The organism is Pacificispira sp. HM-600 (assembly GCF_977993705.1).
The window spans coordinates 884,377-899,147 of the sequence record NZ_OZ388079.1 but is presented as its reverse complement, the minus strand read 5'-3'; the positions used below and the strand labels follow the sequence as shown (position 1 = coordinate 899,147).

Annotated in this window: 14 protein-coding genes and 1 tRNA gene; 12 read left to right on the top strand and 3 right to left on the bottom strand. The window is 68.3% G+C overall.

Annotation, left to right across the window (positions count from 1 at the left end; genetic code table 11):
• Positions 1-123 precede the first annotated feature (123 nt).
• The 7 genes from ACXZ1E_RS04210 to ACXZ1E_RS04180 all read left to right on the top strand — a co-directional run bounded on the left by ACXZ1E_RS04210 (position 124) and on the right by ACXZ1E_RS04180 (position 6,771).
• Positions 124-570 carry an FtsB family cell division protein gene (locus tag ACXZ1E_RS04210; RefSeq protein WP_458042175.1) on the top strand — a complete coding sequence of 149 codons (447 nt, stop codon included), beginning with the start codon at positions 124-126 and terminating at the stop codon, positions 568-570.
• A gap of 43 nt (positions 571-613) precedes the next feature.
• Entirely contained in the window at positions 614-1,129 is a 516-nt protein-coding gene (locus ACXZ1E_RS04205; RefSeq protein WP_458042174.1) for a DUF501 domain-containing protein, read from the top strand.
• Complete coding sequence (locus ACXZ1E_RS04200; RefSeq protein ID WP_458042173.1) at positions 1,126-2,409, top strand: S8 family peptidase; 1,284 nt, start codon at positions 1,126-1,128, stop codon at positions 2,407-2,409. Before ACXZ1E_RS04205 ends, ACXZ1E_RS04200 begins: the two co-directional genes overlap by 4 nt.
• Before the next feature lie 22 nt (positions 2,410-2,431).
• Positions 2,432-3,952 carry an NAD(P)/FAD-dependent oxidoreductase gene (locus ACXZ1E_RS04195; protein WP_458352044.1) on the top strand — a complete coding sequence of 507 codons (1,521 nt, stop codon included), beginning with the start codon at positions 2,432-2,434 and terminating at the stop codon, positions 3,950-3,952.
• Positions 3,953-3,992: 40 nt separating this feature from the next.
• The gene (wecB, locus tag ACXZ1E_RS04190; protein ID WP_458042172.1) at positions 3,993-5,297 is read left to right on the top strand and encodes a non-hydrolyzing UDP-N-acetylglucosamine 2-epimerase; all 1,305 of its coding nucleotides are present in this window, start codon (positions 3,993-3,995) and stop codon (positions 5,295-5,297) included.
• A 15-nt stretch (positions 5,298-5,312) separates the two neighbouring features.
• Entirely contained in the window at positions 5,313-6,707 is a 1,395-nt protein-coding gene (locus ACXZ1E_RS04185) for a glycosyltransferase family 2 protein (protein ID WP_458042171.1), read from the top strand.
• Positions 6,698-6,771 (top strand) — tRNA-Leu (locus ACXZ1E_RS04180). The genes ACXZ1E_RS04185 and ACXZ1E_RS04180 overlap by 10 nt, the downstream gene beginning before the upstream one ends.
• An 89-nt stretch (positions 6,772-6,860) precedes the next feature.
• Here ACXZ1E_RS04180 and ACXZ1E_RS04175 read toward each other — a convergent pair.
• Positions 6,861-8,132 (bottom strand): DUF222 domain-containing protein, encoded by a 1,272-nt coding sequence (locus ACXZ1E_RS04175; RefSeq protein ID WP_458042170.1) that lies wholly within the window; start codon positions 8,130-8,132, stop codon positions 6,861-6,863.
• Between the two features lie 170 nt (positions 8,133-8,302).
• On the opposite strand from ACXZ1E_RS04175, the gene ACXZ1E_RS04170 reads away from it, so the two are divergent.
• The 5 genes from ACXZ1E_RS04170 to ACXZ1E_RS04150 all read left to right on the top strand — a co-directional run bounded on the left by ACXZ1E_RS04170 (position 8,303) and on the right by ACXZ1E_RS04150 (position 12,437).
• Positions 8,303-9,076 carry an alanine racemase gene (locus ACXZ1E_RS04170; protein WP_458352043.1) on the top strand — a complete coding sequence of 258 codons (774 nt, stop codon included), beginning with the start codon at positions 8,303-8,305 and terminating at the stop codon, positions 9,074-9,076.
• On the top strand, positions 8,986-9,543 hold the full coding sequence (locus ACXZ1E_RS04165) for a hypothetical protein (protein WP_458352042.1): 558 nt from the start codon (positions 8,986-8,988) through the stop codon (positions 9,541-9,543). The genes ACXZ1E_RS04170 and ACXZ1E_RS04165 overlap by 91 nt, the downstream gene beginning before the upstream one ends.
• Positions 9,540-10,853 (top strand): D-arabinono-1,4-lactone oxidase, encoded by a 1,314-nt coding sequence (locus ACXZ1E_RS04160; RefSeq protein ID WP_458042169.1) that lies wholly within the window; start codon positions 9,540-9,542, stop codon positions 10,851-10,853. The genes ACXZ1E_RS04165 and ACXZ1E_RS04160 overlap by 4 nt, the downstream gene beginning before the upstream one ends.
• An 86-nt stretch (positions 10,854-10,939) precedes the next feature.
• On the top strand, positions 10,940-11,509 hold the full coding sequence (locus ACXZ1E_RS04155; protein ID WP_458042168.1) for a LemA family protein: 570 nt from the start codon (positions 10,940-10,942) through the stop codon (positions 11,507-11,509).
• Positions 11,510-11,546: 37 nt separating this feature from the next.
• Positions 11,547-12,437, top strand: coding sequence for a M48 family metalloprotease (locus ACXZ1E_RS04150; protein ID WP_458042167.1), 891 nt, complete (start codon positions 11,547-11,549; stop codon positions 12,435-12,437).
• Between the two features lie 67 nt (positions 12,438-12,504).
• On the opposite strand, the gene ACXZ1E_RS04145 is transcribed toward ACXZ1E_RS04150, so the two are convergent.
• A complete protein-coding gene (locus ACXZ1E_RS04145; protein WP_458042166.1) occupies positions 12,505-13,452 on the bottom strand; it encodes an Rv0361 family membrane protein in 948 nt (315 codons plus the stop codon).
• Positions 13,449-14,765, bottom strand: a complete 1,317-nt coding sequence (locus ACXZ1E_RS04140; protein WP_458042165.1) for a winged helix-turn-helix domain-containing protein — start codon at positions 14,763-14,765, stop codon at positions 13,449-13,451. The genes ACXZ1E_RS04145 and ACXZ1E_RS04140 overlap by 4 nt, the downstream gene beginning before the upstream one ends.
• Positions 14,766-14,771: the final 6 nt, after the last annotated feature.

Here is a 14,771-nt window from a genome sequence, read left to right as displayed (position 1 = left end):
TCCCGGCCTTCCGCTCCTCGCGGCTCGACCCGCCGTCCATCCGCTTCGCGGCCCTCCCCGTCGCGTCCGCCCGGGCGCCACGCCGCTACGCGCCGCGTCGATGTTCGGGGCTGGCTCGGCGGGGTGCGCCTCTCGGGTTTCATGGTCGTGATGATGAGCCTCGTGGTGCTGGCGGCGTTCGTGCTCGTGCCCACCTTCGGCAACTTCGTACAGCAGCGGCAGTCGATCGCCGCGCTCGAAGCATCCGTCGTCGCTGGTCAAGAAGAGGTCGAGCAGCTCCAACAGCAGCAGGAACGCTGGGGTGATCCCGCCTACATCACGACACAGGCGCGCGAGCGGCTGTATTACATGCGTCCCGGCGAGGTCGCCTACCTGGTCGTGAACGATCTTCCCGCCGATCTGCAGCCGACGACGGAGAAGCCCGTGAGCGCGGACGTGGTCGAGACGCCGACCGACTGGATGACGCAGCTGCTGGCATCGGTGACGACCGCTGGCCTCGCCCAGACGGTGATGGGACCGACGATCGGTGTGCCCGACCCCGAACCGTCCAGCGAGAGTCCCGCCCCGTAGGAGACGGACCTTTCTCTGCATGTTCGGCGGATACCCTAATGAGGTGACGACACCGCCCTTCGCCGCGCCCACCGAGGCCGAACTCGCGGTCGTCGGCGCGCAACTGGGCCGGCCCGCTCGAGGAGTCCTGGGCATCGCCGCGCGCTGTGTGTGCGGAAACCCGACGGTCGTCGCCACGTTGCCGCGTCTGCCCGACGGTAGTCCGTTCCCGACGTTCTACTACCTCACGCATCCGGCCGCCACGGCGGCGATGAGCGAGCTCGAAGCGACGCACGTCATGGCTGAGCTGCAGGATCTGCTGGTCGAAGACGACATCGCCGCCGAGTACGCCCGCGCGCACGCCGCCTACCTCGTCGACCGATCGAACTATGGCGAGGTCGACGAGATCGCCGGCATCTCGGCGGGCGGAATGCCGGTCCGCGTGAAGTGCCTGCATGCCCTTGCCGGTCACGCACTCGCGGCGGGACCGGGGGTCAACCCGATCGGTGACCGGGCACTCGAGCGCTCGCGCTGGTCGCCCGCCGTGTGCGAGTGCGAGACGCCGGGTTCGGTTTCGTGAAGGCCTCACGTGTTCTTGCGTTGCTGCTCGCGACGGTTATCGCCGCAACGCCTGTCGTCTTCGGCCCCCCGGCCGCGGCATCGCCTGTTCCCGACGACACGGCAGATCCAGTGCGCGCGGCGGAGTATTGGCTCGATTCGCTGGGCGTCCGCACTGCCTGGCAGACGACCCGGGGCGCGGGGCAGACGATCGCGATCATCGACACGGGCATCGGTTCGGGTCCGCCCGAGTTCCAGGGTGCGGTTGCGGGTGGAACGGATGTCTCGGGTCTCGGCAGCTCGGACGGTCGCACGCCCGTCGGGGTCGTGGACTCCAATCACGGGTCGTGGGTTGCGTCGCTCGCCGCAGCGCGCGGAACGGCCGATGGCAAGGGGATGGTCGGGGTGGCCCCCGACGCGGAACTGCTGTCTGTCTCGCTCGGGTTCGGATCATCCGCCCCCGTTCCGTTCGTCGAGCAGGTCTCCGAGGCGATCCATTGGGCGGTCGACAACGGCGCGACTGTCATCAACCTGTCCTTCACGACGAACACGCTGGGGTGGGACCCGCTCTGGGACAGCGCGTTCGAGTACGCGTTCGACAACGATGTCGTCGTGGTGGTCGCGGCGGGCAATCGCGGAACGGGCACGACGCGTGTCGGAGCTCCGGCGACGATTCCCGGGGTATTGACAGTCGGCGGCGTCGACCCGCAGGGCAACGCCAGCGTCGAGGCATCCACGCAGGGCATCACGATCGGAATCTCGGCGCCCAGCGAAAAACTGCTGGGTGTGTCGGCCGACGGCCGCATCGTCGAATGGGGCGGCACGAGCGGCGCCGCGCCCATCGTGGCCGGCATCGCCGCGCTCGTGCGCTCGGCGCATCCCGAGCTCGACGTCGCCAACGTGATCAACCGGATCATAACGACGGCCAAGCCGGCCGCGGGCACGGATCCCCGGCTCTACGGCGCCGGCATCGTGGATGCGGCGGGCGCCGTTTCGGCCAATGTCGCCACGGTGACCGAGAACCCCATGGGGAGCCTCCAGGAGTGGATTCGGCTCTACCGCCGCGCGGACTCGGGACCGGCGCCCGATCAGACCGCGGTCCCCGTCGAGGTGGAGGCGTTGCCGCCCGCGGATGCGGCGACACCGGCCCGTTCGCCGCTGCTGCCGTCGCATGAATCCCTGATCTTCGGCTCTCTCCCGCTTTTTGCGATAACCATGGCTGGTATCCTGGTGTCGCTCGGCGTCACTGCAGCTGCCCGGCGAGTCAGAACGGCGCGCGATTCACGCACGCCGAGCAGTTGAACTGTCAAGGAGTTCCCTTCACGTGACTAACACCGTGCCCGCGACGAACACCGAGTCCACGAACACGGACCCCACCAACACTGGGCCCACCGACACGGGGCCGACGAACAGCGTTCCGAAGATTCTCGTGGTCGGCGGCGGCTATGCAGGCTTCTACACCGCGTGGAAGCTCGAAAAGCACCTACGCAAGGGTGAAGCCGCCGTCACGATCGTCGACCCCCTTCCGTACATGACGTACCAGCCCTTCCTTCCGGAGGTCGCTGCGGGATCCATCGAGGCGCGTCACTCCGTCGTCGCCCTCCGTCGTCATCTGAAGCGCACCAAGGTCGTCACGGCGAAGGTGACCGGTATCGACCACGCGCACAAGACCGCCACGATCACGCCCGCCGTCGGCGAGCCGTGGCAGGAGCAGTACGACCAGATCGTCGTCACCGCCGGCGCCGTGTCGCGCACGTTCCCGATCCCGGGCATCGCCGACAACGCGATCGGGCTCAAGACGATCGAAGAGGCCGTCGCCATCCGCGACAAGCTGATGTCGAACTTCGACAAGGCCGCGCTACTTCCCCCGGGCCCCGCGCGCGAGCGTCTGCTCACGGTCGTCGTGGTCGGCGGCGGTTTCGCCGGTATCGAGGTGTTCGCCGAGCTGCGCTCGTTCGCTTCGGCGCTGCTGAAGAACTACCCCGAGCTGACCTTCGACGAGACTCACTTCCACCTGATCGAGGCGATGGGGCGCATCATGCCCGAGGTCTCGCTGAAGTCCAGTGAGTGGGTGCTTGCCGACCTGGCCAAGCGTGGTGCGTACGTGCACCTCGACACGCAGGTCACGGGTGCCGTCGACGGCAATGTCGAACTGTCGACCGGCGAGGTCATCCCGAGCGACATCATCATCTGGACCGCGGGCGTCATGGCGAACCCCGAGGTCGTCCGCGGCGGCGACCTGCCGGTGGAAGAGCGCGGACGCATCCGTACGCGTCCCGACCTGCGCGTGGGTACCGATGACGAGATCGTCGAGGGGGCCTGGGCCGCCGGTGATGTCTCGGCCGTTCCCGACCTGACGGGCGGGGGTGTGGGCGGTTACTGCGTGCCGAACGCTCAACACGCCGTGCGCCAGGCCAAGCTTCTCGCGAAGAACCTCACCGCCGTCCTGCGGGGCGAGCTTCCCGAGAACTACATCCACAAGAACCTGGGCGCTGTTGCGGGTCTCGGCCTCTACAACGGTGTGTTCCAATCCAACAAGATCGCCATCAAGGGCTTCCTCGCGTGGCTTGCGCACCGTGGTTACCACATGCTCGCGATCCCGTCGTGGGAGCGCAAGCTCCGCGTCTTCGGCGGCTGGTGGAACAACTTCTGGCTGGGCCGCGACCTCGTGAACCTCGAGACGGTGCAGACGCCGCGGTACGTGTTCGAGGAGTTCGCGGCGCGTCCGCGTCCGGCTCAGGCTGCGCCGAAGACGGATGCTCCGGCACCCGCCGCGGACAAGCCCGCCGACACTGTCACGGGTGCGAAGTCCGCCCCCGCGAAGAAGGCGGCGGCTTCCCGCTGACCTCCGGGCTCGCGGGCTCGCGAGTCGATAACGTGGGCGCATGGAAGAGACCACGCCTCACGACAAGCTGCATGCCGTATTCGTCGTCGGCACGCGCCCCGAGGCGATCAAGATGCTGCCGCTCATCGTGGCGGTGCGTGATAGCACGCGTTTCGAGCCGATCGTCGTGTCGACGGGGCAGCACGCGGAGCTCGTCGCGCACGTGCTGGCGATCGGCGGCATCACCCCGGACGCCACGTTCGATCTGCCGCCCGCCCCGCGTACGCTGAACACGCTGTTCTCGGCCGTGCTGGTGCGGCTCGAGGCGTTTCTTCACGACCGTTTCGGTCCGCCGCTCCCGCCCGCCGAGGCGCCGTACGCCACCGGCTACCCGGCCGCCGCTTTTGTACACGGCGACACGACGAGTGCCGCGGCATCTGCTCTCGCGTCGTTCCATCTGCATCTACCGGTCGTGCACGTCGAGGCGGGCTTGCGCACGAACGACACCCTGTCGCCGTTCCCCGAAGAGCTCAACCGTCAGCTGATCAGCCGGATCGCCGCGTGGCACCTGGCCCCGACGGAGCGGAACAAAGAGAACCTGATCCGCGAGCACATCGCCGGTTCACGCATCTTCGTGACCGGCAATACCGCGATCGACGCCCTGCACATTGCGGCGAGCCTCGATGTGCCCTACGAATATCCCCAGCTCGCGGATCTCGAGGACGTGGATGGCCCGCGGGTCGTTGCCGTCACGGCGCATCGCCGCGAAAACTGGGGCGCGCCGCTCGAGCGCATCGCGGATGCCGTCGGGATTCTCGCGATGTCGCACCGGGATGTCCGGTTCGTCGTCGCGCTGCATCCGAATCCGGATGTCGCGGCCGTCATGGTCGCGCGTCTCTCGAACGAAGAGAATGTTTCGCTCGTGGGGCCCATGGGCTACGAGCAGTTCGCGAAGCTGCTCAAGCGCGCCACGATCGCCATAACCGATTCCGGTGGCATTCAAGAGGAGGCCCCCTCGCTCGGCACACCCGTCATCTGCGTTCGCGAGACGACGGAACGGCACGAGGGGGTCGAGGCGGGAACGGTGCAGTTGGTCGGCACCGACACGGCGCGGATCGTCGCGGCCGCATCCCGGCTACTCGACGACGATCGCGCCTATGCTCTCGCGATCGGTCGCCGCAATCCCTACGGCGATGGAAAGGCCGCCGAGCGCATCGTGCGGGGACTCGAGCACGTCATCTTCAACACCCGTCCGCCGCAGCCGTTCGGGCCCCCGGGCTTCGACCGGCTCTCGGTACTGCGCGCGGCGGGCAGCGAGGATCCGATCGAGCTCGGCCTCGTGCATCCGTGGGGCGACTCCTGGTGAGCGAGGCGCTTGTCCGTGTTCTTTGACATCTTTGCGGGCCTGCCGCTCTGGGTGCAGGTGCTGTTCTGGATGGTGCTGGCGATCACTGTGTCGTCCTTCGTATCGGTCACGACACTGCTCGTGCTCGCGGCGCGTTTTCGGGGTCGGGTACGCGGTGACGTGCGTCGTGACCCCGGCGGGGCCGGCGAGGAGCGCTTCCTCTGGGTGTTCCTCGTTCCGGCGCTCAACGAGGAGGTCACGATCGCCGACAGCGTCGCGCGCCTGCGACACGTTGCCGCGACACACGCGATGTTTCTGGTCATCAACGACGGCTCCGACGACCGCACGGGCGAGATCCTTGCCGGGATGGACGATCCGCGCTTGAACGTCCTGACCCGCGCCGCCCCGCACGCCCGTGAGGGCAAGGCTGCCGCCCTGAACGCGGCGTACGCGCATGTCCGCTCGGAGCTTCGCGAGAACCCGGCCCTCTCGATGTGGGACGAAGACCACGTGATCGTCGCCGTGGTGGACGCCGACGGTCGACTCGATCCCGAGGCTCCGCGATCGGCCGCGCGGCACTTCCACGACGGCCGCGTCGGGGGAGTGCAATCCCTCGTCCGGATCTACAACCGGCGCGGATGGCTCACCTGGGCGCAGGACGTGGAGTTCTCGTCCTTCGGGCTCGTCTTCCAGGCCGGTCGTGCGTGGTGGGGAACGGCGAACATGGGCGGTAACGGCCAGTTCAACCGCCTGTCCGCGCTGGCGAGTATCGACGACGGTTCGGGCCCGTGGCGCGATCGGCTGACCGAGGATCAGGACCTTGGCGTGCGACTCATTCAGGCCGGATGGGCCGGGGTGCAGGACAACTCGGTCGCCATCGACCAGCAGGGCCTCAACTCGCTCCGCCGCCTCTACCGCCAGCGGGTGCGCTGGGCGCAGGGTAGTTGGCAGGCGCTCGCGCTGCTGCGCGGCGTCCCGCGTCTGCGGGTGCCGTTTCTCGCCCGCGTGGACAACGTCTATTACCTGCTCACGCCCGCGCTTCAGTTGCTGACGGGATTCGCGCTAGTCGTGTCGATAGTCTTCGCCTTCCTGAGCGGGGTGCCCTACCGGCCCTCGCACTGGTGGATCCTGATCTTCTTCATGACTCTGTCGTTCGGGCCCGGCGTGGTTACGCTCGCGTTGCGCGGGGGCCGCTGGTATTCGCCGTTTGTGGCCCTCGTGCTCGTCATTCCGTACACGGCGTACTCGTGGATCGTGTTCCCGGTGCTCGCCGTCGGGTTGTTCCGACAGCTATCCGGGCGGCGGTCGTGGGCGAAGACGGCGCGAGAGACGCAGGGGATGGATGTTTCGCGCTCGGCTGATGCCACTGCGGTCGGGGATACTGGAGGGGACCGCGGTGCAGAAAGCGGCCGCAAGGTCACGCCCCCGTAGCCCAATCGGCAGAGGCAGGCGACTTAAAATCGCCCAAGTGTGGGTTCGAGTCCCACCGGGGGTACTGCTGGGACCTGGAGCAGCTGCCGTGGAGCCCTCACTCCCTGACGGCGCAGCGGGTCACTTCGACAGGCTCAGTGACCGGAGCCGCCGTCAGAATGGGGGTGGATCCGTGTTCGGGGTGAAGATGGCCAGCGCGGGTGGTGGTTTGTCGATATAGACATGGCCACCCGGCGACGTCCACTCGAGAACTCCGCCGCCGAGTTGTCTGACCGTCCAGGCGGTCTCGCCCTTCAGGGTGTGGTGTCGTTTGCACAAGCAGGCCAGGTTGCAGCAGGCGGTTTCGCCGCCGAGCGCGTAGTCGAGGGTGTGGTCCCGGTCGCACCGGTGGGCGGGTTGCCGGCATCCAGGGAATCGGCAGTGCTGATCCCTCGCCCGCAGGAACCGTTTCATGTCCGCGGACGGTGTGTAGCGGTCGACGGCGAGCACGCACCCGGTGATCGGGTCAGCCAGAACCCGATCCCACCCCGTCGCGTGACCTGCGAGCTGGCGGGCCGTGGCCGGGTCGATCGGGCATCGGCCCACCAGTTCGGCCGGCTCGTCGGTCACGCCGGCCAGCGCCAGCGCGGGCACTGTGACGTTCACGATTCCGCGGATCGCCCCGAGACCACCAAACCCGTCCGAGAACCCGGCACCACCGTCCGCGGTGGGCGTGGTGGTGAGGAGCATGTCCGCGACAAGGTCCGCACGAATCTGATCCACGGTGCGACTGTCGGTCGGGTCGGCGTTCTTGATCGCCTGGGCCTGCTGCGTGATCCGGTCGTGCATCCCGTGGGCGAGGACGGCGGGTTGGATGGTGCTGAACTCCGCCATCCCATCCCCGATGTCCCGAACACACGCACCTCGCGACGCGCGCGCCTCTTGGTGCCGTTCCGCGAGCGGGCGCGGCTGCAGGGACTCCGCAAGCCGCGCGAGCGACGCCCCGAGGCGTCCCGGCGTTGTCCCTTCAGCCCGGACCAGCGCTTCACGTTCGAACACGGCCCGCGCGTCAGGATCCGTGAGTGGTAGGCCGTGTTCCATGATCACCGCGACATGCCCACCAGCGACCCGTCCTTCATCCCACGCGTCGAACGTGGCTGGGAACGACTCCTCCAGCACCGCGGCATCGTTCATGCGGCGTTGCACCGTCCGGTCGGACATGTTCGTTGCGGCCCCCAGTTCCGCCGCCAATGAACGAAAAGGCAGTTCCGCCTCGCGCGACGAGGGCGAGGCGAGTTCCGCGACCCGGTGCATCCCCTCCGCGGCTGCCTCCGCGAAAATGCGGGCCAGTGCGGCCTGTCCTTGCTCGGCCACACGCATCGCCTCAGCGCACCGGACCGCGAAGTCCCGAGCTTTGACATCAACCCCACGAGTGTTCGAATGCATGTTCGAAACTCTACGGATGACCACCGACATTCACGCCCCGAAAAGCCCCCAAATCACGCCGAAACCACACCGAGAAGATGAGAGTTTTCACACACACAGGGCACCGCAATTCGCTCAGCGGTCGCGATGACCGAGCGGAACCGAACTTCACGCGGCTCTAGGCTGGGGGCGTGCTCGATCTGACGGCGCCCACGCCCCCTGACCCGGTTGGCGATCCCACGCCCTGGATGAGGCCGGCGGCGTACTGGCCACGGCTCACCGCCGCCACAGCCCACCTGCCGGCCCCGGTGGGCGCCCTCGATCTCGGCGCGCTCCGCTACAACGCGCTCGACATGCTCGTTCGCGCCGGCGGAGTCCCGATTCGCGTGGCGAGCAAGTCCGTGCGCGTCCGTGAGGTTATCGACGCCGTGCTGCGCCTTCCGGGTTATCGGGGCATCCTGGCGTTCACGCTCGCGGAAGCACTGTGGCTCGCCGAGACGCACGACGACGTCGTCATGGGATATCCGAGCGCCGACCGAGCGAGCCTTGCTCGAATCGCGTCCGACGACCAGCTGGCGTCCCGCGTGACCCTCATGGTCGACGATCCCACGCAGCTCGATCTCGTCGATGCCGTCGCAGCTCCCGGTACGCGCCCCCGGATCCGCGTCGCGATCGACGCGGATGCGTCGTGGCGCGCGCCCGCGCTGGGGCACATCGGCGTGCGTCGATCGCCCCTCCACACCGTCGCCGAGGTGCGGGAGTTCGCTCAGGCCATCGCCATCCGGCCGGGCTTCGACCTGGTCGGGCTCATGATGTACGAAGCTCAGATCGCCGGCCAGCCCGACCACGACGGCCGCGGCGACGGGGTCATCCGGTGGATGCAGGGCCGGTCGATCGCGGAGTTGCGGGAGCGACGGGCGCGATCGTCGCCGCGCTCTGCGATATCGCACCCCTGGAGTTCGTAAACGGCGGCGGCACGGGATCGCTCGAACTGACCGCTGCCGACGCCGCGGTGACCGAGGTCACCGCGGGCAGCGGGCTCCTCGCCGGACACCTCTTCGATCGCTACCGCGCCTTCGCGCCGGCACCGGCCCTCGCCTTCGCGTACGACGTGGTGCGGCGGCCGACACCCGATATCGCAACGATCCTCGGCGGCGGATGGATCGCGTCGGGACCGCCGCTCGCTTCCCGCCAGCCGCTGCCCGTCTGGCCCACGGGCCTGTGCGCGCTCGACCGGGAGGGCGCGGGTGAGGTGCAGACGCCGCTGCAGGGTGAAAGCGCGCGAGCGCTCGCCGTCGGTGATCGGGTGTGGTTGCGGCCCTCCAAGAGCGGCGAGCAGTTGGAGCGGACCGACGAGGTCCAGCTGGTGGATGGCGACGCAATCGTCCAGGCCCTGCCGACCTACCGCGGCGAAGGGCGAGCGTTCCTGTGACCCGCATCGGCGGCACCTGGCGCAACTGGGGCAGGACCGCAGCCGTCCGTCCGCAGCGCGTCGAGCGGCCCGCGGGCACCGCGGCCGTCGTCCGCTCGGTGCAGGCCGCGATCGCGCGGGGACTGCGCATCAAGGCGGTGGGCGCCGGCCACAGCTTCACGGGCATCGCCGTCGCGCCGGGCGTTCTGCTCGACCTCGATGAGCTGAGCGGCATCGTCGAGGTCGATCGTGAGCGGGCGCGCGTTCGCGTCCTCGCGGGTACGCGACTGCACCAGATGCCGCGACTGCTCGCCCCCTTCGGGCTGGCGATGGCGAACCTCGGCGACATCGATCGCCAATCGATCGCGGGGGCGATCTCGACCGGCACGCACGGCACGGGACTGCGCTTCGGGGGCATCTCGACGCAGGTCGTGGGGGCGACCCTCGTGACCGGAACGGGCGAACTGCTCACCGTGAGCGACGACGAGAACGCCGAGATGCTGCCCGCGGTGGCGCTCGGGCTCGGCGCCCTCGGCATCCTGGTCGATGTCACGCTGCAATGTGTACCCGCGTTCGTGCTGCGCGCGGTCGAGCGTCCCGAACCGGTCGATGACGTGGTGGCGGAGCTGACCGCGCGAACCGAGACATCCGATCACTTCGAGTTCTACTGGTTTCCGCACACCGACGTCGCCCTGACCAAGACGAACACGCGTCTGCCCGAGAGCGCGCCTCGCTCGCCGCTGCCGCGCGCCTCGCGTTGGCTGGACGAGACGCTGCTCGCCAACGGTCTTTACCGCATGACCTGCGGGTCGGCGTCTCTCGTGCCCGCGGTAGCGCCCCCGATCAACCGGCTCGCGACGCGCCTGACGGGCGACCGCGAGTACACCGATCTCTCGACGCGCGTGTTCACGCAGGACCGGACCGTCCGGTTCCGCGAGATGGAGTACGCCGTCCCGCTCGAGAATCTCGCCGCGGCATTCCGCGACGTGCAGGCCGCGATCGACGCATCCGGCCTGCGCGTGTCGTTTCCCATCGAGGTGCGCGCGGCAGCGGCGGACAACCTGTGGATGTCCACGGCGCACGGACGCGCGAGCGGATACATCGCCGTACACCGCTACTGGCGGGAAGACCCGACGGAGTACTTCGCGGCGATCGAACCGATCATGCTGGCGCACGGCGGGCGGCCGCACTGGGGAAAGATGCATGCGCTCGGTGCCGCCGACTTCGCCGAGCGCTATCCGCGCTTCACGGACTTCGTGGCGCTCCGGGACCGACTCGACCCCGACCGGCGCTTCGCGAACGCATACCTCGACCGGGTATTGGGCGAATAGTTCCCAGGGGTTCGCCGGGATGCGTCGGTAGGATGGGCCAACGTACGACAACTCGCGTCTGACTACCTCGCTTTCTGGAGACACCCATGTGGGAATGGCTCATTCCGGTCCTGATTGTCGTCGCCCTGATCGCCATCGTCGGCATCTACCTCTGGGCGACGTACAACTCGCTCGTGCAGCTGAACGTGCGCGTCGACGAGGCATGGAGCGACATCACCGTGCAGCTCAAGCGGCGAGCTGATCTACTGCCCAACTTGATCGACACGGTCAAGGGGTACGCCGCGCACGAGCGAGGGGTCTTCGAGAGCGTGACGCGGGCCCGGGCCGAGACGCTCCAGGCGCAGGGCCCCGCGGACGCGGGAGTCGCCGAGGGGCACATGCAGCAGGCGCTGAAGTCCCTGTTCGCCGTTGCCGAGGCATACCCGCAACTGCAGGCGAGTCAGAACTTCCTCCAGTTGCAGCAGTCGATCGTCGACACGGAAGACAAGATCCAGGCATCCCGCCGCTTCTACAACGGTGGCGTGCGCGAGCTGAACACCAAGATCAAGATCTTCCCGAACAACCTCTTCGCCCGGAACCTGGGTTTTCAGGAACGCGAGTTCTTCGAGGTCGAGAACGGCGCCGCCATCTCCGAGCCGCCGCGCGTTCAGTTCTGACGTGACAGCCATCACGGCCTGATCGGGCGGGGCAGCCGTGTACTCCGCGATCGCGCGCAACAAGCGCAACACATGGTTCATCATGATCGCGTTCGTCCTGATCATCGGGGGCCTCGGTGTGCTCGCAGGATGGCTCGCGTCGAACGATTGGTGGATCACCGCGTTCGTCGTGATCGGTGCGGTCGGGTACGCCACGCTGCAGTACTTCGTCGCCGACCGTGAAGCGCTCGCGCTGGCGGGCGCGGTGGAGATTCAGAAGGCGGACAACCCGCGCCTCTGGAACATGGTCGAGAACCTGTGCATCGCGACGGGTACGCCGATGCCGAAGGTTCATATCGTGCAGGATGCTGCGCCGAACGCTTTTGCGACAGGTCGGACGCCCGAGCGGGCGGCGATCGCGGTCACGACCGGCCTGCTCGACATCATGGACGATCAGGAGCTCGAGGGAGTGCTCGCGCACGAGCTCGGACACGTCCGCAACTACGACATCCGGGTTTCGTTGATCGTCTTCGGTCTGGTCGTCGCGATCGGGCTGCTCGCGGACGTCTTCCTGCGGTTGACGCTGTTCGGTGGTGCCCGACGCAGCGGCGGCAATGGCCAGGCGCAGATCGTGTTCCTGATCTTCGGTCTTGTCGCCGCCGTGATTGCGCCCCTGCTCGCGGGTGCCGTGCAGGCGGCGATCTCACGCCAACGTGAATACCTCGCCGACGCGACGGCCGCGCTCACGACACGAAACCCGGACGGGCTGGCGTCGGCGCTCGCAAAACTGCAGGCGCACGCTCAACCGTTGACGAAGGCGAATACGTCGATGGCGCACCTGTGGCTGGCGGATCCGCTGCGTCCGAACGCCCTCGCGCGTCTCTTCTCGACGCATCCGCCGATCCCGGATCGGATCGAACGCCTGCACACCATGGGCGGCAGCTTCTAGCAAACGCGCGAAACTTCACTTATGTCCCTTTTCAGGCGCAAACAAGGACACAGGTGAAGTTTCGCGCTCACCAGGCCTGGAGGATCAGCTCGCTGCCTTCGAAGGTCAGGGCGCCGCGGAGCGTCCAGGCATCGTCGCGGTAGGTGAAAGAAGCGGGTTCGCCCGCGCGGGTCTGGCCCGACACCGTCACCACATACGACCCGCCGCTCGCGATGAAGCCGCCGGTGGCGTCGAGTGTGACAGTAGGAAGCGTCTCGATCCGAAATACGTAACCCTCGGCTCTGGCCAGGTCGGCGCCCCAGGGGATGCTGATGCCGCACGACGCGGGGCTCGTCGTGGCCGGAGTATCCGCCGACGATGCCGTGCACGCCTCGAGGTACGCATCCACGGCGGGCTGTGCCGTCGCGCTCGCGTCCGGTGCGAGCGCAACCTCAACGGTGACGTCCGCCGTTGCCCCGGGAGCGACGACGACCTCCGCCTCGCCCGTCAGGATGCCGGCCGGTGCCGCGACGACATCGTAGACGGCGGGGAGGGCGACCAGGGGCGCGGATGCCTCGAGCACGACATCACCGATCGTCACCGCGTCACCCATCGTCGTCGTTGCCGCGATGCTGCCGAGCGCGTCCGCGTCGGCCAGCCACTGTCCGTCCTCGAGCCGGACCGTGAACGTCACGGCGTGCATTCCACCCGTGAGGAAGTATGCCGCCGAGACTGTCGCCGCGTCGTTCCCGGATGTCTCCACTCCGGCGACCTCGGGGTCGGAGAGGTAGGCGGTTGCCGCTCCGAATGCCTCCAGGGTCGCGGCGTCCGGGAGCGCCGACGAGGTGAGAGTCGCACGAACCTCGTCCGCGTCACCCGAGGCGAGCGCGTCGAGGTACCGCTGTGCGCCGGCCTCGGGCGAGTCACCGCGGGCCGTGAACCACACGACGAGAGCTATCACCGCACCGATGAGGACGAGGACCGCCGCGGCAGTCGCGATGATCGCGCCGCGGCCCAGACGCCGACGGGGGGTCATGAGCCCGATCCCTGCTCGATGGCAGACGCGGCGTCCGGCTCGTCCGTCTGGGGCTCGTCCGGCGCGAGAGACACCGTTTCCGTGCCCGCTTCGTGCCGGGGTGCTCGCAGCACATCGGCCAATGCGCCCGTCGCGTCACCCCAGTTCGCCACTGAGATGCCGTCGAGAGCCTGCCATCGAGCAGCATCCCGCAGGACCTCGGCCAGGCGAGGCGCGGCGTCGGGACGGATCGGACCGTCCTCCCACCACGCCGACTGCACCAGCAACCGCGAACCCGCGCGGTCGGCCTTCAGATCAACGCGCCCGACGAGTTCGTCGTCGATCAGAACCGGCAACGAGTAGTAGCCGTAGCGGCGTCGGGGAGCGGGTGTGTAGATCTCGATCCGGTAGTCGAAGCCGAACATCCGCTGTGCGCGATCACGGAACCACACCATGGGGTCGAACGGCGTCAGGATGGTCGCGGCGTCGATGCGACGGGGAAGCGCTGCGTCGCGATGTGCCCACGCGGGTAGCGGTTTGCCGCCGCGGTCCCAGCCCTCGACGGTGACCGGCACGAGCTCGCCTGCCTCGACCAGTTCGGCCGTCGCGCGCTTGACGGCTTTGCGGTCGCGCAGCCGCCAGTAGTCGTCCAGATCGGCCTCGGTCGCGACACCGTACGCGGATGCTGCGCGAGCGACGAGCTCTCGGATCGCATCGGGACGCTCGATCTCGCGCTCGATCGCTTCCGCCGGAATGACATCCGCGGCGAGGGCGTAACGGCGCTCGAAGCCGCGACGACCCGCGACCGCCACCTCCCCGATCAGCCACAGATACTCGAGTGCCCGTTTGACGCCGTCCCAGTCCCACCACGGCCCACGCGCGCCGCGTCGCGAGTCGTGCTCGATCTCGGCCGGACGGAGGGGGCCGCGGGCGCGGAGCTCGGCGCGCACCCACTCCACGATGGGCAGATTTTCGGCGAACCATGTGCCCGGCGCCGTGAACCGTGCGCGGTGGTCCTCCATCCGGAACCGGAAGAGCTGCCAGTCGGCCGCTGGAATGAACGCGGCGACGTGTGCCCAGAACTCCACATACGGGGCGCGCCGGGCGAACAGCAGACGATCGAGCAGGGCCGTGTCGTAGGGGCCCAGGCGCGAGAACAGGGGCATGTAGTGCGACCGCGCGTAGACATTGACCGAGTCGATCTGCAGCGTGTGCATCCGTCCCAGAGTCGCGTTGAGCTGGCGCGTGCCGGGGGTCGCCGGGACGCGGCGCCCGAACCCCTGAGCGGCGAGCGCCATCCGCCGCGCCTCGCGCGCGCTCAGCGACTGTTTCATCGGCGC

Coding starts and splice junctions, on each gene's coding strand:
- wecB (WP_458042172.1), top strand. CDS start 3,993: ATGGAAGAGACCACGCCTCACGACAAGCTGCATGCCGTATTCGTCGTC.
- ACXZ1E_RS04145 (WP_458042166.1), bottom strand. CDS start 13,452: ATGACCCCCCGTCGGCGTCTGGGCCGCGGCGCGATCATCGCGACTGCC.
- ACXZ1E_RS04140 (WP_458042165.1), bottom strand. CDS start 14,765: ATGAAACAGTCGCTGAGCGCGCGCGAGGCGCGGCGGATGGCGCTCGCC.
- ACXZ1E_RS04155 (WP_458042168.1), top strand. CDS start 10,940: ATGTGGGAATGGCTCATTCCGGTCCTGATTGTCGTCGCCCTGATCGCC.
- ACXZ1E_RS04175 (WP_458042170.1), bottom strand. CDS start 8,132: ATGCATTCGAACACTCGTGGGGTTGATGTCAAAGCTCGGGACTTCGCG.